We start from the raw sequence: 20,299 nt of genomic DNA on the forward strand, positions 1-20,299 counted from the left end.
TTTTTTTGAAAATCAAACTACTACTTCGCTCTAATTTTTATATTTTTTAATCAATCAACTATGATTATTTATCACGCAAAAACAAAACGTAATATTGATTTAATATTTGTATAACGGATTTAAGTTCAAGTAACTTTTGTTCTGTATTTCCTAACCTTTCTACATAGCGTTGCATTGCAATCTCTAAATCAATTTTTTCATTAATTTGTGGCGTAATTTGAAATAGTTTAGGTAGATTATCAAAATTCTGTAGTTTACGATTTGAAAAATACTCAAGATGCTCTGACCACTTTTCATTAATCACGACATTTTTAATCATCGGGCCATGTTCGGAATCAAACCTGAGTTGATTCTCTTGTAAATAAATTTGCTCAGGTGACTCTTTCGAGCCTTGGAAGAGTTGTGTTAACTTTTTAAACATTTCATCACATCATATTAATTTCAATGTACATAGTGGAGGTAATCTATTCACCTCCACCATTTAAGCTTATTTTTAATGATTACTCATCGCCTAAATCATCCAGAAAATCCACAGTTGGTACGAAAAATAGAGTTCCAGTTTGGGCAGTACTAAAATCAAGTAATCGGTCAAGATTACCTTGCTCATTTCCTAAGAACATATTTTCAAGCATTTGTCGGGTTGTACTAAATTTACGCGAGTAGCCGATAAAGAATGTGCCATATTCATTTCTAGAAGGATTCGAAAAAGGCATATTAGCTCGCATAATTTTAAGTTCATTGCCTTCTGCATCGTGAGCTTTACTTACAACATTATGAGCAGTTAAAGGTTTTTCATCATCGCTGAGCTCAATATCATTGAACTTTTTACGGCCAATCACTTTTTCTTGCTCTTCGTCAGTTAATGAACGCCATTTATCCATATCATGCGTATATTTTTGGATAAAAGCATAGCTTCCGCCCATAAAATCAGGATCTTCATCACCGACCAATGCCCACTGCGCTGCAATAACGGGTTCAGGGTTCTCAGTCCCATCCACAAAGCCAATAATTGCCCGTCCGTCAAAATAACGGAAGCCATGAACTTCATCAATTGGATATGTTACTTTACCAAGCTGTTGATTAATTATATTACCCAGCTCATAACATAAAGTCTGGCGATCAGCACGAATATGAAAAAATAAATCCCCTGGAGTGGAAACAGCTGTATATTTCGGACCTCTAATTTCTTGAAATGGTTGTAATTCTTGGGGCTTTGTTTGCTCTGGAAATAAAATATCCCATGCATTTGAGCTAAAACCTAAGGTAGCATTAAATTTACTATCTGGATAACGATTAAAGAGACTTCGAGTTAAAGCTGAAAAATTAGCAGCAAAATCTTTTACTTTTTCTATTACAGAATCACCTTGAGCCAGCCCCAACACAATAAATAATGCATTTTCACCAGGAGCACTCGTTACAGGTTGAATTCTCATACATTCCATAAAATATGCCTTTTTAGGTATTTAACCTCGTTAATTTAGCATATTCACTTTCTTTTCATACATAACTTCATAAAATCTAATATTCATAAGAGTTTAAGTAAAATGCCTTAAACTCTTGCTCACATTAACCTTAATTAATGTCCGTACTGCTTTTTTAAATATTTTACGATTTGAGCAGATTCAAACATCTTCACTCCCGTATTTGGATCTACCAAATATGGCACTTGCATTTTACCTTGCATAATAGGCAATAGCTTTTCCCTTTTCCCATCTTTTAAAGGTATATATTTCCCTGGTTTTAAGCGAAAAATAGCAGGTCCCATATCTTGCCATCTCTCTTTTGCCACATTATGCAAAATATATGGAAGCTCAAGTTCAGAGAGTAGACTTCTTACAATTCGTGAATACGGACTCGCCTCAAAGCTCCACAACTCAAGTTTTTGCTCAGGCGCAGCTCTATCAACAATTTTTTTATTTATCCAAACTCCACGAGCACCATTTAATATAGTCCCTGCAACTGCAACATAAGGCATGTTTGGGTAACTCGAAAATTTCTGAGGTGTTTTTCCTGTCTTACCATAGTGTTTAAATAAATGATGAATAATATCTTGTGATTCATATAGCTGATCACCAGTATTTTCATCAATTAAAAAAGGAAATTGTAATTTGCCGCCTTTTTCTTTTACAACTGATCGATACTTTTTTCCTCCCTTAGGGCATGGATAAATTTCCACATCCAAATTCAAAAGTGTAATCACTTCACGAACGCGACGGCAAAATGGTGAACCTTCAAATTCATATAGTTTTAAAGCTTTTACAGGTTGCTGTGGAAATGCTGTTCCTGTAACACCTCTACCACCTTCGGCAATTGCAGATACAACTGCTTGAAGTACTTTAATTTGATGAATCACCATCATGCGTTCCTTTGTATGAGAGAATTAGACTAATTTTTCTTTTGCAATCACAATTCCATTATTATCCGCATAGATAAAATCACCAGATTGAATTGTGACTCCACCAAAATACAAAGGAATATCTACTTCACCAATGCCTTTACGATTACTTTTTTGGGGAATTGCAGCCAATGCATGTATGCCTAAATCCAAAGTTGCAAGTGCATCAACATCGCGTACACAACCGTAAATCACCACACCATTCCAATTATTTTTAACCGCTGATTCAGCAATCATGTCACCCATAAGCGCACAACGCATAGAGGCGCCACCATCTACCACTAATACTTTATCTGTACCATCTGTTGCTAATAACTCTTTTACTCGTGAGTTATCTTCAAAGCACTTTACGGTTACAACCTGCCCCCCAAACGTTTTACGCGCCCCATAACTTTGAAAGAACTTTCCATCCATTGATGGAATTACGACTTGCAAGTTTTTTTCAGGGTTATCATCTAATAAATCACAAGTTACAAATGGTATTGTCGACACTTTAATACTCCATTATCGAGTTTGTTGTATGCTCAGATTATCATATCGTTTAAAAGCTTCAATTTGCGTTAGCGCCGCTACGACCATCGTATGAGCCAATTGCTCTGCAGTTACAGGCTTATATTTGAATGGTTTTTGTAATTTATTCTCAATAAACTTAAAAAGACTTTGCCCTATGTCTTCAATAAACCGGACATCACTACGTTTACCAATCAGTAAAGACGGTCTAAAAATAGATAATTTTTCGATTTCTAAACTTTCAATATAATCTTCTAACTGTCCTTTCACTTTATTATAGAAAATTAGAGAATTTGCATTTGCGCCAAGAGCACTCACAAGCAGTAAATGAATGTGCTTGTCTTGCACTAGGTCTGCTAAATGAGCATTGATTTCATAATCCACGGCGTAAAAGGCCTGTTTTGAACCAGCGACTTTTAATGTTGTTCCTAAACAGCTAAATGCATGAGTATGTCCACTCACATCTTCGTCATTGAGCAATAAAAAATCTTCTATAACGAGTTGAGTAACTTTTTTATATGTATTAAGTAGTTGTGATTCTTTTCTCACGACTACTGTAATCTCTTCAAATTCGGGTGTTTGCTCAAGCTGTTCAACAAGAGCTAAACCCACAAGTCCAGTAGCACCTATCACAATTGCTTTTTTAGCACTTATAGTCATTTTTTATCCAACCCTCTTTAAGTTTGTATCAAATTTAACCTTTTCTTACCGTTTTAGCAGCCCCTAAAACCGCTTAAAATGCTCGCAAGGCTTGACTTCACGGTGTTGATTCATCACAATATGGCACTTGTTTACGGGCTGGTGATGGTTACATCAGTTTACTGAATTGACCACAGCCCGCCCAGACCAACTTATTTTCAAGGAGTGCAAGAGTGGCAAACTCTGCTCAAGCTAAAAAACGTGCGCGCCAAAACGTTACAGCGCGTAAACACAACGCAAGCTTGCGTTCTATGGTTCGTACCTACATCAAACGTACTTTAAGTGCAATCGCTGGTGGTGATTATGCTGTTGCTACAGAAGCTTACAAAAAAGCTGTTCCTGTAATCGACCGCATGGCTGATAAAGGCATCATCCACAAAAATAAAGCTGCTCGTCATAAGAGCCGTTTAAATGCTCAAGTTAAAGCGTTAGCTAACTAATTTGAACATGTAAAAAAAGCCCAATAGGGCTTTTTTTATTATCTATCGTTTTTGAGCTTATAGTACTTTATGAAATTTAGCCACATTCAGTTCGTAGGCCTTTCCTCTCCAAATCCACTTTAATTTACAATTTGGAAACTCTTCACCTTCAAACCATACAAATAACCCTTCCATCATTTCAGGCCAATCTTCTTTCTTAATTTTATTCTCACCTGAGATTACAGCAACAATTGCAGCAATAATCGTGTCATGGCTGACGGCTAAACTAAGGCCACCTTGAGTTTTAGGATGAGTTCGGTAAATAAGCTCTAGTACATCTAAAACCCCAGTAATCGGATGTTTCATGCCAGGCAATGCATTATTTACAAAACTATTAATAAAACCTAACGCACCTTGTTTTTTGAAATAAGGAGCTGCTTGTTTTATATCCAAAACAAAACTACCTGGTTCAACAAGTAGACCTTGCTCAATAATTTCAATCGTATGTGTATTAGATTGAGGGCTTACATCGTCAGCCCCTTCAATCATGAGCGCAGCCGTATCGACACAGCGCTGTATTGGACTTGAAATACAATGCTGAATAACACGATCTGTATTTTTTATTAAATAATTACCCCACGCCTGTGCAAGCTCACGCCCCTGAGGAGTAAGTTGGAGATCATATCCAGCCAAGCCCTGCCCATCTACAAGTTCTCTTAAAGAATGGCGCGTAAATAAGGTTACAGGAGTTGAAGCATCGGGCAATAAATCAATTGCTTCAAACATACTTTTAGGCAATAAATCGAGTGCCATTTTTATCTTGTCATCTTTTTTCAATACTTTGCCACTATAACATGTCTAGCATAACTCTCAATCTATAACACCTGATTGGGCTAAAGCTTCAAATGCTATTTTTTTACTTTCCTCATCACGAAAAGCGATAAAGCCCTTATTTAAAACCGTGTTTCTTTGGTTATATTCAAAAGGCTTACCATCCAGAGTAAGTAAGCCGCCGCCTATACTTTCTAATAGTCCTTGACCTGAACTTGTGTCCCATTCAGAAGTGGGATGGAAGCGTGGATAAATATCTATTTCACCTTCTAGCATCATACAAAATTTGTAGGCACTCCCAGCTTCTCGTCGAATGATGCGATGTTCTTTTTCAATAGGTTGAATAAATTTTTGGTATTTTGGATTTTTACTACCGTGACTAAGCCCTATTTGTATAGGCGCATCTAACGAAGTTGAATTGACCTGATATTGATACCATTGTTTTTGGCTAAAACTATATTTAAAAGGTAAATCTTGCAGATATCCTAAGTACACCACTTGTTCGCATGGCACAGCAATAACGGAAAAAACGGTTTCTTTACCCTTAATCAGGCTTAAATTAATCGTAAATTCATCACGTTCATGTATAAATTCTTTGGTTCCATCGAGTGGGTCTAACATCCAACAAGTAGACCAGTCATGACGGGCACTATAATCACTTTCTTCAGACAATACAGGCAACTCTGGAGTAATCTCTGCAAGATGCTTTAATAAAAATCTATTTACCTTTAGATCTGCTTGGGTTACAGGTGAATCATCTTGTTTTTCATGAATAGTAAACTCACAACCCGCAGAATAGTTTTGATATTCTTCTAATAAAATTTGGCTCGCCTGTTCCAAAATAGGCAGAAGTTGATTAATTAAATTATCTTGTGGACGTGTAGTTGTTATAAACATAAATATGCTCGATATAGTTTCAATTCTATTATAGGTGAATTATGAACAATTCAATATTCGCCAACAGTTTGATTTACTAAAATAGTAATCTATCTTAATCATTAGGCGAGCACTGCTTTGTGCGTACGCTATATAGTTCATATGAATAATTATAATGTTTATAAAAGCTTTTATTCCGTACAAAAAACAATCTATAAGTTATGAAAAATAAACAACTTAAATCAGATTTATCCATTTCCTTTTCATATATTTCTTGGTATGTTCAAAGACACAATAACAAGATGGAAGAAAGTGCACATGATGCTATATGGATATCATTTCTCTACAATAGAACATAACTGGGAAGACCTTAAGCCCTTAACTGAGTTTCTACAAACCTTTGCAGATGATGATGGTGACGTCTCTCAACGAGATAAAGAATCACTTAAAGAAATCATAGCGAAATCTGATACGGCCTTGGCTTTAGCTAGAGAAATGGGTTGGGATGGGAGTTATACAGGTTGCCCTTATCTATTCTGGTTACCAAGTAAAAATAGCCAATCTTTTGAATATGGCTTCGTATTTAAACAGACCTCAGATAATACGACTTTTGTGATTTCGCCTATTGAATTGACCTATCTAGCTGAAGATTCTGAAGTACAAACATTAAGTAAAAATATTGAATAAGACATAGAGGTTATTGATTCAAATTGAGATCAATAACCTCCTCTTAGTTTTAAGCAAGTTAGTCAAACATACTTAACTGTGGTGTAGGTTTTATAATTTTTTCTTTTGGTACATGAGAGCATTCAAATTCTTCGACGGGGAAGCCCTCAATAAAACTTGAAATGTCAGGCGATTCTAAACTTAACCACTCTTCCAAACGATCATGTGGAATTACAATCACTGATCGTTTAACGTCACCTGGTTCGTGAAAGTCTTTCATCATTGGATGGTCTATAGCATCCATGGTCAACATGCTTGCAGAACGAATAATCGTTTCATTTATTTTGCAAATTTCATAAATTGCTGCAATAAAAAAAGCTTGCCCATCTTTACGGCGCACACCCCACCGCTCTGGCTTATCATTTATATATTTACTTTCATAAAACTCAGTCACTGGAATCACACCGAACTTACATTTAAGCGCAGCTTCTTGAAAACTCGGTTTTTGGAAAATTGTTTCATGACGGGCGTTATAAGTATGTTTTGCTATATTGGTATCTTCAGCCCATTTTGGAACCAATCCAAACATCACTTCACGCCATTCAAGGCCTTGCGATGATTTAAATAATAATGGCATTGTTCCAGCAGGATAAACCTCTTCGGCATAGCTAAAGCCAACTACAGGTAACTGAAGTTGCTGCAATTGAGCAAGCGTTAAAGGTTTAAAGTTAGCGCACATAGCAAGAATAAAATACTCTACATTTACTTTTTATATTTTATAAGCATTTGCCCTATAAACCAAATAAAAAGGCACTAGAAAGTGCCTTTAACGACATAACTTTACGCTTATGAGATGTGCTGAATTCCTTGAGGAATAGCCTGCAATAATCGTTTAGTATAGTCATGTTGAGGATGTGCATAGAGCTCATCTGAATTAGCGATTTCAACAACCTCACCATGATTCATGACCATGACCTGATCAGAGATATATTTCACAACCGACAAGTCATGTGAAATAAAAATATAACTAAGCCCAAACTCATCTTGTAAGTCTTGTAATAAATTAAGTACTTGTGCCTGAACTGAAACATCCAAGGCCGAAACCGATTCATCACAAATCAAAATCTCAGGCTTTAGCGTTAAACAACGTGCAATGGCAATACGTTGGCGTTGCCCACCCGAGAACTCATGCGGATAACGATAATAAGCTTGTTCAGGTAAATTCACTCGTTCAAGTAAACTAAGCGCAATCTGTTTACGCTCAGTATCATCTTTACCAATACCATGAATTTGCATAGGCTCTAATAATATCTGCCCAATGGTAAAACGTGGATTAAGAGAGGCATATGGATTTTGAAAAATGATCTGAATCTTTCGTTGATATTTAGCAAACTCTTTTTCAGTTAATGAAAGAATATCTTTACCTTCGATGAAAGCCTGCCCACCAGATGCTTGATGTAAGCGCATGAGTAAGAGCCCAACGGTCGTTTTACCTGAACCTGACTCACCGACTAAACCCAAGGTTTTTCCTTTAGCAAGTTTAAAAGAAACTCCTTTTACGGCCTGAAACTCTTCTTTGCCAAATAGGCCTTTACGACTATAAAAGCTTTTTTTCAGGTCTTTTACTTCTAAGATAATTTGCTCATTACCATTTAAACCCCGTTTGCGCTGGGGAATTTCTGAAGCATCAAAACTTTGCTCGACCAATATATTGTCTTCTTGACGCATAAAATCGCTGGTAACAGGCAAACGATAAGGTCGTTGTGACATTTGCGGGCGGCAATAAAGTAATGCTCTCGTATATACATCTTTAGGCTGTTCAAAAACCTCTTCAGCAACGCCTTGCTCCCTAATCTCGCCATGACGCATCACAATGACTTTATCTGCAATTTCACCAACCAACGCTAAATCGTGAGTAATAAAAAGCATCGACATTTGACGGCGCTTACGCAATAACTCAAGTAGATCAATAATCTGTTTTTGGATCGTGACATCAAGTGCTGTAGTCGGCTCATCGGCAATCAGCAGTTTAGGCTCACACGCAATCGCCATAGCAATCATGACGCGTTGCTGCTGACCACCCGAAAGTTGATTTGGATAGGCATCAATTTTAGTTTCAGGTGAAGGAATACCTACTTCTTTAAGTAATTCTAAAACGCGTTGTCGGGCCTGTTTACGGCTCAACCCCATATGCAAACACAACACTTCTGCAATTTGATTGCCAACCGTAAAAACAGGATTTAATGATGACATCGGCTCCTGAAAAATCATGGCAATATCTTTGCCACAAATTTTACGCATCTCTGTACGAGATAAGCTGAGCAAATCTTTGCCTTCAAATATAATTTTACTTTGCTCATCAATTTTACTCTGACCTACAGGCAGTAAGCCCATAGTTGCCAAAGAAGTAACTGATTTGCCGCTACCCGACTCACCTACTAAAGCAACCGTGGTGTTTGCAGGAATATCAAAGCTAATTCCCTTCACGGTTTCAATATATTGTTTATCTTCACCTTTAAAACTCACTCGTAAATTTTTAACATGCAGCAACGGCGCATTCTGATTTTCTTGTTCTGACATTAGGATTTCCTCTTATTTTAGTTTTGGATCTAATGCATCACGAAGTGCATCAGTAAACATTGAAAATGCCGTTACCAAAACAGCCATCGCAACAGAAGCTGCGACAAGCTGCCACCACTTACCTAAAAGAAGTTCACTTTGTGCTTCATTTAACATGCTCCCCCAAGACACTACACCTACTGGCACACCAAAACCTAAGAAACTCAAGATGACCTCAGATTTAATGAAAGACACCACCAGAATTGACATTTGGACCAAAGCGATATGGCTGACATTAGGAAAAATATGAATGAACATACGGCGGAAGTGTCCAACGCCAATTGCCTTAGCAGCAAGAACGTACTCACGTGCAGTATGTTTCATATATTCGGCACGTATTAAACGATAAACACCCGTCCAGCCCGTTAAACCTAAAATCAGAACAATAGATAAAATGCCTTTTTGTTGAAGTACAGCAGCAATAGCGAGAACTAATAATAAATATGGAATTGAGGTAAAAATGTTATAAAACCAGTTGAGAATATCATCCACCCAACCACCGAAATATCCAGAAATTGCGCCTAAAAGTGTACCGATGCCTACCGCAAGTAAAGCGGATATCACCCCAACAATGATTGATGTTTCAGCACCTTTAATAGTCTTTCTAAGGATGTCTTGTCCCCATTTGTCAGCTCCAAATATAAGTGTGCTTTTAAGTTCACTTTGCTGATCAAGTAAATGTCCACCAAGTTGCTGATCAATGGCCTTCATATCATCAGCTAATGGGTCTACAACACCATAATAATTAATCGCGCTGTCGGAGCTCTTCTCTTGTTTAATTTCAGCCTTAAGTTGATGAATTACATCTTTTAAGGGATCGACAGGATTTTCTGGTAATTCCTCATCAACCACCGCAGCATTTTGCCCTGCACCTGTTGTCTTGTCTGCGCCTATAAATGTAGGTGGTGCATAACTTACTGCAACCTCTTTATTCCAGTCAGATGCAATCACACCTGTCATTGATAGAACCAGAATAATAAAATAAAACAATACAATCACTAGCGATGACATTGCGATCTTGTCGGCCCGAAGACGTCGCATGGCAAGTTTCCACAGGCCAGATGAATGAGCTTCCGCTTTTGTTTGTTGTTTTCTTTTTGATAAAACGCTCAGCATAGCCCACCTACTTCAACTGTACACGTGGATCAACCACTTTGTAGACCAAATCGGCAATCAAGTTAAAAATCATGGTTGCAGCTGCGATGTAAACTGTAATTGCTTTAATAACAGGAAAATCACTCCGCTCAACTGCAATAATCACCTCTCGACCAATCCCAGGAATACCAAAAAAGCGTTCAATTAAAAATGCGCCTATGAGTAATGCAGGTAAAGTTGACATCACGTCGGTAATAATGGGAATTGAAGCGTTCCGCAGCACATGTACGCCTAAAATTCGGCTTTCACCTACACCTTTAGCACGTGCTGTTCGAACATAATCCTGATTAACTTCATCAAGCACAAAGCTACGATATAAACGCAAAGTCGGTGCAATACTCACCACCAGCATGATGAGAATCGGTAGTAAGGCAAACTTAAATAAATTATCAGTAAAGCTATCGCTCCAGCCTTGTACAGGGAACCAACTTAGCTGATACGCCAGAACATATTGAAAAACGATAATATAAACTAAAATACTGATCGACATGCCGATGGTACATAGCATCATGACCATACGGTCGGTTAGAGAGCCACGTACCGCTGCAACAGCCAAAGCTAAAATAATTGAAATAACCGTCTGTAAAATAGTCAGTGGAATTAGAAGCGTAAGCGACGGTCCTAATCGGGTTAAAATAATTTGGGAAACAGGTTCACCCGTACTCCAACTCGCTCCATAATCAAAAGTTAGTATTTGTTTAATGAAAATCCAGAGCTGAACGTAATAAGGCTGATCGACACCAAGCTGCTTACGAATGTTTTCGATCTGCTCAGGATTAGACATCTTGCCCGCTAAAATATAAGCAGGATCGCCACCTACCCAGTTAAAAAGAATAAAAATAAGTAAGACTACCCCCAACATAGTTGGAATCATCTGCCATAAACGCCGAATAACATATGCCAGCATAGTGATAATTCCTTATTTAACCCGTTGTCCGGTAATTTCATTAAAAAACGCTTTGTTATCAGGTTCACGGCCAAGGAAATCTTTAACTAATTCAGCAGCTGGCTTTTGACTACCTTGTGACAAAATGGTTTGACGGTAACGCTGTCCAACTTGTGGATTATTAAGGTTGTCCCCATACGCAGAAAGCATGTCTAAAGCTAAAACCTCAGACCACATATAGCCGTAATAACCAGCTTGATAACCACCCATCAAATGCCCAAACTGCCCAGGAAACTCTGTTGTTGGTACATAACCTAATGCTGTAGCAGCTTCCATTTTTTGCCAATTTTCTAAAGGCTTTACTTTTAATGCATCGGCAGTATGTAATGACATATCGTACTGTGCATAAAGAGTTTGACGCGCATAACGCAAGCCACGACCATAGTTATGTACAGCTTTTAAACGAGCAATGAGTTCGTCATCAACACGTGGACATGCTGGATCACAGTAATCAGCTACTTTAGATAAAGTTTCCTTACGGCGTGCCCACTCTTCATACATTTGAGACGGTGCTTCTACAAAATCACGCTCTACGGATGTTCCCGACTGACTGGCATAACGTGTATTTGATAATATGCCATGTAAAGCATGGCCAAATTCATGAACAAAAGTTTCTAGCTCATCACTGTTTAAACCTTTACGGTTAAAATTGGTGACTAAGGCTGAAACGGGTAATCGATTGGTTAATGTACTGCCACCGTATACTCCCCAAACCGCAGCATGACCATATTTCCCTTCGCGAGGGAATTTATCCATATACAGACCGCCAAGAAGCTTTCCTGTCTTTTTGTCAACTACGTCGTAATATTCAACTTCGTTTTGCCATGCTTTCACTTTGACAGGTTTAAAATCAATACCATAAAGGTCAGATGAAATAGCAAATAACCATTTTTGAGCAGCTAAAGTCGGGAAATAGTCACGAAGTTTTTCCTGATCAATCTGATATTTACTCTTACGAAGTTTTTCACTCCAGTAAGCTTCGCTCCAACGGGTGATCTCGGTTTTTTCTAATGGCGTTTTTAATGTTTGCGCTTTAAATGCGCGCAGTTCTTCTACTTCTTTGCGCTCAAGTGGAGCTACTGTTTTTTGTACTTCTGCTAAAAATTGATTTACGGCGTCAGGTGTTTTAGCCATACGGTCTTTTAAAACCCAATCTGCATAACTTGCTTTTCCAAATAACTGCGCAAGTTCATAACGCAAATCTATTGCCTGTTTAAGTAGTTTTAAATTTTGTTCAGTACCACGTCGCGTAAAGGCAATTTGATATCTTTTTCGGGCATCATCATTATCCGCGAGCTCCATAAATGGACGATATTCCGGATATTCGAAACCTAATAAATAGTTGCCTTTAGCATTTTTCTTCAATGCAGAAATATAACTTTGAGGCAACCCTTTCATCTCTTCAGGAGTAAACTCAAGTTTTTCCGGATTATCTCGGACATTACGTGCATATTCTTGTTCGAGTTTGGTCAACTCATTCAGAATAGCCTTCATTCGTGCACGTTTTGCTGGTTCTAATTGAACACCAGTATCTTCAAATTGACTGAGAATATCTTGGCGATATTTTTGGTCAATTGGATCTGTTGCTTGCGTATTTTTAATTAAATTATAGAGCTTTGGGTTTTGAAATATATCAGTATGAAATTGATTAATTTTGATTTCGCAGTCCTCTGCGGCCTTACGCAATTTTGCATCTGGATCTACATTACTATAGAGACTTATCGGACCTGAAAAATCTTCAAAATGGGCAAAGATTTTATCCCATTTTGCCAATATAGGTGCAGCTGCTGCATTATTTGTAACAGGCGTTTTTTCAAAAACTGTAATCTGCTGTTGAATCTTTTTTAAATTTGCATCACACCATGCTGGAAGTTGTTGTGCTTTCAGTAATGGCAAAGTAGGACGTGTTGTCTCTGCCATTACAAACTGACTTACACCCATGGTCAACATAGATAAAGTTATCATTTTCAGTGTATTGTTTTTCATTTTATCTCCAATTTTTTTCACTTAATGATTCGATTTAGTATTTGTATCAATATCGAAATACATCCACTCAGCATGTAAAATTGGATGTTTTTTATATCCAATGATTTTGGGTTGAGCCAGCATATTTCGGTAACGTGCATAAGATATTTGAGCGGGCATATATACTTCTAGTAGACGTGTCATTTTGCGATAGAGCGCATCTCTTTCAGGACCTGCTTGCATTTGTTGGGTTTGGCGATACAACGGATCAAATTCTGGTGTAGAACCACAAGACCAGTTCGTCATGTGTGTATTAGGTCCATAAAAATTCTGCATAAAATTATCGCCATCTGGATAATCGGCTATCCACGCAGAAGACCCAAACATCCCTTCACATTGTTTTTGCGCGCGAATGAGATCTGCAAAAAGCATGGGTTTAAAAACCATTCGAATGTTCAAACTATCTAAGTTCTTTTTCCAAAGCTCAGCACTTTGTTGCCCAATACTGTCGCTACGCGCCATATACTCAATAACAAGAGGTTTCCCATTTGGTTGTGTTCGCCAACCTGATGCATCTTTTTTATAGTGATATCGATCTAATAGTAAATTTGCTGCTTTCACCGAATATGGTGTGCTGGTTCTATATTGAGGGTCATTTCCCACCACACCGGGTGGAACTGGAAAATGTAGACGCTGTGCATCATCATTTCTTACCAATTTAATTTCTTGGTCTATTGAACGGGACATCGCAATCGCACGGCGTAAAGCAATTTTTTCTTTACTCATTCCCCCTACGACTGGATTTTTAAGATTCCAATAAATATAGCTAATTTCAGGATCAACAATGCGGGATAACTGCACGCCTTCTTTAGCAAGCTCAGGCCTTAACTTACCGTCTTTAACCGCTTTTGCGACCAGTTGGCCTTCAAGCTGAAATATATCAACCTCACCACGTTGAAATGCTAGCCATCGTGATTGGTTTTCTTCCATCACCTGAATATCAATTGTGCCTATTTGAGGCATTTTTTTACCTTTAAGGCGTTTTACAATTACCTGATCTTCAGGGCTACTAGCAGTAAAGTTCCAAGTAAAGCCACGATAATCAGGATTCGCCTTTAAAACAATGCGCGATGCTGGTACCCACTTGCTCAGTACATAAGGACCTGTACCCACAGGATGACCCATTACATAACCAGCTTTGTCTTTATATTTTTCGATAACTTCGCGTGCCACAGCACCTGTCGGATCATGAGCCAATAATAAAGGAAAGTTATAATCTGGTTTAACTAAACGAATCACCAAAGTGTACTTATCAGGTGTTTGTAAACCACTTACCTTTTGATCATAGTTAAATTTTCCGGATTTATTGGCTGCTTTGACTAACGCCTCCATACCTTCAATTTTGTTTTCTAATAACCAGCTATTTGGAGAACGTAAATTCGGGTCCAATAAACGCTTAAAAGAGTACGCATAATCATTGGCTGTTAATTCTCTTGGTTTACCTTTAAAAACAGGGTCTGGCGTAAAATAAATACCCTTTTTTATGTGAATGGTATAGGTCAGACCATCGGCACTGACTTCGGGCATAGCGGTTGCTATTTGAGGAACAAGCTTTGCTGGCCTTGCTAAATAGTCATAGGTATATAAGGTTTCAAATATCGATGTGGTTACATGTGCAGAATATAAATCATGGATATAAGCCGGGTCGAAACCTGTTTCAGCTGTTGGAAATACATAACGTAAAACTTTATTCGGATCGGCTGGGCTTTTCGCAAAAATACTTGTAGGTCCCGTTAAGGCCATACTAGCGAATAGCAAGCTGATACTACAGTGCTTGAGCTTTTGTTTTAAATTTTCAGTCATCATGATCTTTATCTAAAATTATTTTTTAATAGGAGTAATATCAAGATATTGCCAGTTTGTATTCATCATAGGATGGGGTTTAAAACCCTGAACTTGTGGCCGTATCAACCAGTTACGAATTCGGGTTACATGAATAATCCAAGGATTATCAGCTTCAATCTGGCGGTTAAGCTTTTCGTAATATGGTAAGCGTTGTTGAGGCGGCAAGTGGATGGCCTGAGTATAAAGCGCATCATATGTTTTAGACTGATAACAAGTATGATTTCCCTGACCTGCATTTGGCCCATAAAGCAACTGCGCAAAATTATCTCCCTCAGGATAGTCAGCAATCCATGCGCCACTCCAAATCATATATTTACATTGAGTTGCGGCTTTTAAGTTATCTGCAAAATTACTCACCTTAAAGTCAGCACGAATACCAATCGCATCTAAATTCTTTTTCCAAAGTTCAGAGTGGATAACTGAGGCCGAACTATTTTCTGTATTAATTTTTAAAATTAAAGGTTTCCCGTTTGGCATAGTTCTATAACCATCAGCACCTTTTTTATAACCATAATAATCAAGTAATTTATTTGCCAATAATGGATTGTACCCTACGCTACTTTTATATTTAGGGTTATAGCCATTTACACCTTCAGGTATAAACATTTCTGCTCTAACTGCTTGCCCTTTATAAGCCTGTTTTATACTTTCTTTTTGATTGTACGATAAAGTAATTGCTCTACGCAGAGCTATCTTTTCCGGGTTAAAACCACCAATGACCGGATCACGCATGTTCATCATCGTATAGGTCATTTCGGGTTCCTTATATGGGAAGTGCTTAATTCCTCTTTTCTGAAAAGAAGTCTTAAGTTGATTTCCATCTAAAGCTTGCGGAACAGCATCTGCTGTAAGTCTATCAAAATCTAATTGACCAGACTGAAAAGCTAACCATCGTGACTGTTGTTCTTCAATAATACTGACTACAACCTTACCAATTTGGGGCATTTTCTTACCGCTCATTTCTTTAATAAGCTGGTTATCCCACGGCGTGCCTGTTGACTTAAAATTCCAGACAAAACCTCGATAATCAGGATTGGCAACTAATTCGACCTTACTTCTCGGTACATATTTACTTAACATATAAGGTCCTGTACCAACTGGATGCATGCCAATACGATCACCGTAATAGTCAACAACCTCTTTAGCAACGCCACCAAAGGTAATATAGGCAAGAATATAAGGAAAGTTGAAGTCTTGGCGAGTGAGAGTAAATTGCAGAGTATATCGATCAAGCGCTTTGATCCCAGCAATGGGCGCAGCATAATCAAATTTTCCTGTTTTTTTTGCTTGAGCTACAACTACATCGGCCCCTACCAGTTTTCCATCCAGAAAAGAAACGGAAGGTGCTCTGTTTTTGGGGTCTAAAATACGTTTAATTGCATACACATAGTCTTCAGCTACCAACTCACGGCGTTTACCTTTAAAAGCGGGATCATTGGTAAAATAGATACCCGGTTTAATTTTAAATGTATAAACTTTACCGCCTTGTTCCACTTTGGGCAGGCTCTCTACCGTATAGGGAACTAACTGTAATGGGCTTGCTAAATAATCATATTTGAGTAAAGGCTCAAATATGGCTTCCGCAATACTCGCGCTATAGAAGTTGTTAGTTTTAACCATATCGAAGCCATCATCTGGGGCTTCATAGGCAACGTGCAAAATTTTGTTTGGTTGTGCTGGCGTAATTGCGTAAGCACAAGGGACTGATGTAATAGCCAGACTTAAAATGGCGAGCTTAAAAAATTTTAATTTCAAGTTCATACCCACGTAATTAGTTTTTTTAAAAGATATTATCCTTTTGAGTAACATCTAAATCTGCATAAGAAAAGTTCTTTTTCGACAGATAGGCCTATTTAGGTCTTAAAATTCACTTTCCTTTATCATCTTTTTATTTGATCAAATGGAAAAATAAACTCAAATACCTAGAGTTTTATAACTATTGAATATAAAGCGAATTTCATGCCATTTATTAATATCCATCTTAAAATATTTTAAAATATTAAAAATTCATATTTTTATTAGATACTTAAAAACATTTGAACTATATAAATAAAAGTAACTTTTTGCCAAATATTATATTCATATAAGTTAATCATCTCACACCTTAAATGCACAAATAAAATACATTAAAAATTAATTATGATCCACATTAGAACCAGCTTACTTTACACATAATTTTTAAATAATTTATTGATTAATAATTAAATTATAATTAAACCACATAATTATAAATATTATAACATTACCTATTAAAAAGCTCTAAAACGATACATTTTTATTTAATAAGCATGTGAAGAGTCTAGTAATGTATATTTTTTACACAAATAAATTTGAAACTTTTCGCCACCATCAAAAATTTTTCCAAATGGAAAATTTATTTTTATCTCAAAAAAGCTAAAGCACCCTACTCAACCATAATAAAATCAATATATATCAATATTTTGCATAAACTAAAAAAAGAAAAATATATAGTTGGCACTTGCTTTGCTTAAAAACTTTCCAGCAATATCGCTAACGACAACAAAAAGGGATCAAATCCACGATGAAAAAAAAATACAATGTTCGATCTCAGGTAACCCCCAAGATTGGCAAAACAATTCTTAAATTAAGCACCCTTAGTTTAAGCATGATGTGTCTTACCATGGCACAAGCAGCAGAAACAGAACAATCAAGTACCGATGAAAAACCAACAAAAGTCGTAAAAGTTGCGGTGACAGGTTCTTCAATTAAAGGGGTTGCAGCACAAAGTGCTTCGCCCATTACTATCGTAAAAGTTGACGAAATTTTAAAACAAGGGGTGACAACAACCGAAGAGGCCTTAGCAAAAATCAGTGCAAATCAATCAAGTTTTGTTACTGCGCAAAATGTAGGCGCTAGTGGAACTGTAGGGTCAGCAGCAGATCTCCGAGGAATTGGTGCCAATAAAACCTTAATCTTACTTAATGGTCGTCGGTTGGCTGCAAATGCATATGATAGCGGCGTCACAAACTTAAATATTATTCCACTCGCTATGTTAGATCGCATTGAGGTCTTACGAGATGGAGCATCAGCAATTTATGGTACAGATGCGATTGGTGGTGTAATCAACTTCATTACTAAAAAACAATTTACTGGTTTAAACATCAGTGGAGGTTTGACACAACCAGAGCAAAATGGGGGGGATACACAAGATGTAAGCGTATTTGGTGGTTATGGTGATCTTGATGAAAATGGCTTCAATATCTTTGGTGTCGTTGATTATCGACATGGCAACGATGTTATGGCTAAAGATCGTAAAGTTAGTAAACGCGGAGGATTATTGCCAGAGTTAGGTATTACAAAAGGTAGTAGTGGTAGTTTTCCTGCTAACTTTTATGACACAAAAACTGGTACCGAAGGAAACCCATATGCAGCAACTGGATGCGGGAATAACCCGCTCGTGTACGCTCAAGGTGGATTCTGCCGCTATAACAGTCAAGCAGTGATTGGAATTGTTCCAAAAACTGAAGATATCTCAGCATTGGGACGCGCTACTTTTAAGCTAAATGACAATTTAAATGCTGTAGCAGAATATGTTTACGCACGCAATGAAATTACTACTTCTGTCGCTCCAGACGTTTTCTTCGATTTAACATTGAATCCTGATAGTAAATATTATCCAGGTAATGGAATTACACCTGCTATGAATAAAGTCAGTGGCCCACTTGAACTTTATATTCGTTCTCAAGCTGGTAATCGTGTTAGTTCTAGTATTAATGAGTCACATCGAATATTCGGTGGTTTAGAAGGCGAAGCTTATGGTTGGGATATCAATACCGGTATTACTTATGCTCATAGCGAAGCAGAAGACCGGCTAAACAGTGGATATCTTAACTACAAAAAAACTCAAGAAGCTTTAAATAATGGGGTTTTAAACCCTTTTGGACCACAAGCACCAGAAGATGCGGGTTTATGGGATACACTGGGCGTAACTGGTACTTATTTAAAAGCAGATGTTGATTCAACTACTGTTGATTTCACTGCTAGTCGACCTATATTTACATTACCAGCAGGTGACGTTGGTTTTGCAGTAGGAGCTAGCTATCGCCATGATGAATGGACCTCAAACGTGGTTTCTGAAGTGGCTAGTCAAGCACCAAGTACAGGGGTTGATCCTGATGAACCTACAAATAAAGGAAAAAGAGATATTAAAGCAGTCTTTACTGAACTGCATATTCCATTACATAAAACATTAGAGGCTCAACTTGCAGCCCGTTACGATGATTATAGTGATTTCGGAGATACGTTTAATCCTAAATTCGCACTTCGCTGGGAACCAATTAAACAATTAATGTTTCGTACCTCTTATAGCACAGGATTTAGAGCACCAACTTTATGGGAAGTAAATGCTCCTAACTCTATAACAAATACTTCAGCTTACTATAATGATCCGGTACTTTGTCCGAATGGCCCTCCTAAAAATCCAGGAGATACTCTTCCACCTGGTGGTGTTGCCAGCCGTGATTGCGAAACCCAATTTGACCGCAAAAATGGAGGAAATAAAGATCTTGATCCTGAGGAATCAAAATCGTTTACAGCTGGTTTGGTTCTAGAACCAATTAAGAATTTAGTTCTAACTTTAGACTACTTTAATATTGAAGTTGAAAACCAAATAGCAGCATTACCTGAAGGTGATATTTTTAACAATCCAACAAAATATGCCGATAAGTTCGTACGTAATCCAGATGGAACACTTAATCATATCATTACAACTCAAGACAATATGGGTGACTTAAAAACTTCAGGAGTTGATGTAAGTTTAAACTATATAACACCAATGACAGCAACAGGTCGATTTGGTTTTGGAATTGATGGAACTTATGTCATTAAATATAAATATCAAAATGAAAAAGATGGGGAATGGATTAGTAGTTTAGGAGCATATGTTGGAGATGCTCCAATTATTCGTTGGAAACATACTGCTAATTTATATTGGAATTACCAAAACTGGGGTGTAAATTTCCAACAACAATTCACTCGTGGTTACGATGACCAAAATTCAAGTTCTTCTGTTGCGGAAGGTTATCGCGATCATAAAGTAAGCGACTATACAATTTATAATATTTCAGGAACATACAAAGGCTTTAAAAATCTAGAAGTTACAGCAGGTATTAAGAATATCTTTGATGAAGACCCTCCTGCTTCAAATGTTGGTGACAACTTCCAAATGGGATATGACCCACGTTACGCAGATCCTTTAGGACGTACCTACTTTGTACGAGGTACATACAAGTTCTAATTGGTTATTTTGCAAACACGACTTTAGACATCGTGTTTGCAGACCGAATACTCATT

General features: G+C 37.5%; 17 protein-coding genes and 1 pseudogene. 4 read left to right on the forward strand and 14 right to left on the reverse strand.

The window, feature by feature from the left end; translation table 11 throughout:
* Nucleotides 1-64: 64 nt before the first annotated feature.
* The 5 genes from F931_RS09495 to yraR all read right to left on the reverse strand — a co-directional run bounded on the left by F931_RS09495 (nt 65) and on the right by yraR (nt 3,565).
* Nucleotides 65-421, reverse strand: a complete 357-nt coding sequence (locus F931_RS09495) for a hypothetical protein (protein WP_016141160.1) — start codon at nt 419-421, stop codon at nt 65-67.
* Nucleotides 422-500: 79 nt separating this feature from the next.
* A complete protein-coding gene (locus F931_RS09500) occupies nt 501-1,433 on the reverse strand; it encodes a Dyp-type peroxidase (RefSeq protein WP_025470313.1) in 933 nt (310 codons plus the stop codon).
* Between the two features lie 143 nt (nt 1,434-1,576).
* Nucleotides 1,577-2,359 (reverse strand): glutathione S-transferase N-terminal domain-containing protein, encoded by a 783-nt coding sequence (locus tag F931_RS09505; protein ID WP_080649462.1) that lies wholly within the window; start codon nt 2,357-2,359, stop codon nt 1,577-1,579.
* A 21-nt stretch (nt 2,360-2,380) separates the two neighbouring features.
* Nucleotides 2,381-2,887, reverse strand: a complete 507-nt coding sequence (rraA, locus tag F931_RS09510; protein ID WP_016141163.1) for a ribonuclease E activity regulator RraA — start codon at nt 2,885-2,887, stop codon at nt 2,381-2,383.
* 12 nt (nt 2,888-2,899) lie between these two features.
* A complete protein-coding gene (yraR, locus tag F931_RS09515) occupies nt 2,900-3,565 on the reverse strand; it encodes an NAD(P)H-binding protein (protein WP_016141164.1) in 666 nt (221 codons plus the stop codon).
* A 212-nt stretch (nt 3,566-3,777) separates the two neighbouring features.
* Here yraR and rpsT point away from each other — a divergent pair, with 212 nt between their 5' ends.
* Complete coding sequence (gene rpsT / locus F931_RS09520) at nt 3,778-4,044, forward strand: 30S ribosomal protein S20 (protein ID WP_002117906.1); 267 nt, start codon at nt 3,778-3,780, stop codon at nt 4,042-4,044.
* A gap of 57 nt (nt 4,045-4,101) precedes the next feature.
* On the opposite strand, the gene F931_RS09525 is transcribed toward rpsT, so the two are convergent.
* Both F931_RS09525 and cysQ read right to left on the reverse strand, forming a co-directional pair.
* Complete coding sequence (locus tag F931_RS09525; RefSeq protein ID WP_016141165.1) at nt 4,102-4,836, reverse strand: histidine phosphatase family protein; 735 nt, start codon at nt 4,834-4,836, stop codon at nt 4,102-4,104.
* A gap of 57 nt (nt 4,837-4,893) precedes the next feature.
* Entirely contained in the window at nt 4,894-5,751 is an 858-nt protein-coding gene (gene cysQ / locus F931_RS09530) for a 3'(2'),5'-bisphosphate nucleotidase CysQ family protein (RefSeq protein WP_016141166.1), read from the reverse strand.
* A gap of 297 nt (nt 5,752-6,048) precedes the next feature.
* Here cysQ and F931_RS09535 point away from each other — a divergent pair, with 297 nt between their 5' ends.
* Nucleotides 6,049-6,417, forward strand: coding sequence for a hypothetical protein (locus tag F931_RS09535; RefSeq protein WP_016141167.1), 369 nt, complete (start codon nt 6,049-6,051; stop codon nt 6,415-6,417).
* A gap of 58 nt (nt 6,418-6,475) precedes the next feature.
* Here F931_RS09535 and F931_RS09540 read toward each other — a convergent pair whose 3' ends face one another.
* The 7 genes from F931_RS09540 to hbpA all read right to left on the reverse strand — a co-directional run bounded on the left by F931_RS09540 (nt 6,476) and on the right by hbpA (nt 16,753).
* Nucleotides 6,476-7,135: an SOS response-associated peptidase family protein gene (locus tag F931_RS09540; protein WP_016141168.1), complete on the reverse strand. Its 660-nt coding sequence runs from the start codon at nt 7,133-7,135 to the stop codon at nt 6,476-6,478.
* A gap of 107 nt (nt 7,136-7,242) precedes the next feature.
* On the reverse strand, nt 7,243-8,976 hold the full coding sequence (gsiA, locus tag F931_RS09545; RefSeq protein ID WP_016141169.1) for an ABC transporter ATP-binding protein: 1,734 nt from the start codon (nt 8,974-8,976) through the stop codon (nt 7,243-7,245).
* 12 nt (nt 8,977-8,988) lie between these two features.
* Nucleotides 8,989-10,131: an ABC transporter permease gene (gene appC / locus F931_RS09550; protein WP_016141170.1), complete on the reverse strand. Its 1,143-nt coding sequence runs from the start codon at nt 10,129-10,131 to the stop codon at nt 8,989-8,991.
* Nucleotides 10,132-10,138: 7 nt separating this feature from the next.
* The gene (gene gsiC / locus F931_RS09555; RefSeq protein ID WP_016141171.1) at nt 10,139-11,077 is read right to left on the reverse strand and encodes an ABC transporter permease; all 939 of its coding nucleotides are present in this window, start codon (nt 11,075-11,077) and stop codon (nt 10,139-10,141) included.
* 12 nt (nt 11,078-11,089) lie between these two features.
* Nucleotides 11,090-13,123, reverse strand: coding sequence for a M3 family metallopeptidase (locus F931_RS09560; protein WP_080649463.1), 2,034 nt, complete (start codon nt 13,121-13,123; stop codon nt 11,090-11,092).
* Complete coding sequence (gene oppA, locus F931_RS09565; protein ID WP_016141173.1) at nt 13,124-14,947, reverse strand: ABC transporter substrate-binding protein; 1,824 nt, start codon at nt 14,945-14,947, stop codon at nt 13,124-13,126.
* A 15-nt stretch (nt 14,948-14,962) separates the two neighbouring features.
* Nucleotides 14,963-16,753, reverse strand: coding sequence for an ABC transporter substrate-binding protein (hbpA, locus tag F931_RS09570; RefSeq protein ID WP_080649464.1), 1,791 nt, complete (start codon nt 16,751-16,753; stop codon nt 14,963-14,965).
* Nucleotides 16,754-16,912: 159 nt separating this feature from the next.
* On the opposite strand from hbpA, the pseudogene F931_RS22595 reads away from it, so the two are divergent.
* Nucleotides 16,913-16,981, forward strand: a pseudogene (locus tag F931_RS22595) (hypothetical protein); the annotation flags it as partial.
* A 547-nt stretch (nt 16,982-17,528) separates the two neighbouring features.
* Nucleotides 17,529-20,243 (forward strand): TonB-dependent receptor, encoded by a 2,715-nt coding sequence (locus F931_RS09575; protein ID WP_016141175.1) that lies wholly within the window; start codon nt 17,529-17,531, stop codon nt 20,241-20,243.
* The last annotated feature ends 56 nt before the right edge of the window (nt 20,244-20,299 follow it).

The sequence above is a fragment of the Acinetobacter pittii ANC 4050 genome, from assembly GCF_000399685.1.
Taxonomy (GTDB): Bacteria; Pseudomonadota; Gammaproteobacteria; order Pseudomonadales; family Moraxellaceae; genus Acinetobacter; species Acinetobacter pittii_E.

Coding starts and splice junctions, on each gene's coding strand:
- F931_RS09500 (WP_025470313.1), bottom strand. CDS start 1,433: ATGAGAATTCAACCTGTAACGAGTGCTCCTGGTGAAAATGCATTATTT.
- appC (WP_016141170.1), bottom strand. CDS start 10,131: ATGCTGAGCGTTTTATCAAAAAGAAAACAACAAACAAAAGCGGAAGCT.
- F931_RS09540 (WP_016141168.1), bottom strand. CDS start 7,135: ATGTGCGCTAACTTTAAACCTTTAACGCTTGCTCAATTGCAGCAACTT.
- oppA (WP_016141173.1), bottom strand. CDS start 14,947: ATGATGACTGAAAATTTAAAACAAAAGCTCAAGCACTGTAGTATCAGC.
- F931_RS09575 (WP_016141175.1), top strand. CDS start 17,529: ATGAAAAAAAAATACAATGTTCGATCTCAGGTAACCCCCAAGATTGGC.
- F931_RS09505 (WP_080649462.1), bottom strand. CDS start 2,359: ATGATGGTGATTCATCAAATTAAAGTACTTCAAGCAGTTGTATCTGCA.
- F931_RS09525 (WP_016141165.1), bottom strand. CDS start 4,836: ATGGCACTCGATTTATTGCCTAAAAGTATGTTTGAAGCAATTGATTTA.
- gsiC (WP_016141171.1), bottom strand. CDS start 11,077: ATGCTGGCATATGTTATTCGGCGTTTATGGCAGATGATTCCAACTATG.
- F931_RS09495 (WP_016141160.1), bottom strand. CDS start 421: ATGTTTAAAAAGTTAACACAACTCTTCCAAGGCTCGAAAGAGTCACCT.
- gsiA (WP_016141169.1), bottom strand. CDS start 8,976: ATGTCAGAACAAGAAAATCAGAATGCGCCGTTGCTGCATGTTAAAAAT.
- cysQ (WP_016141166.1), bottom strand. CDS start 5,751: ATGTTTATAACAACTACACGTCCACAAGATAATTTAATTAATCAACTT.
- F931_RS09535 (WP_016141167.1), top strand. CDS start 6,049: ATGATGCTATATGGATATCATTTCTCTACAATAGAACATAACTGGGAA.
- yraR (WP_016141164.1), bottom strand. CDS start 3,565: ATGACTATAAGTGCTAAAAAAGCAATTGTGATAGGTGCTACTGGACTT.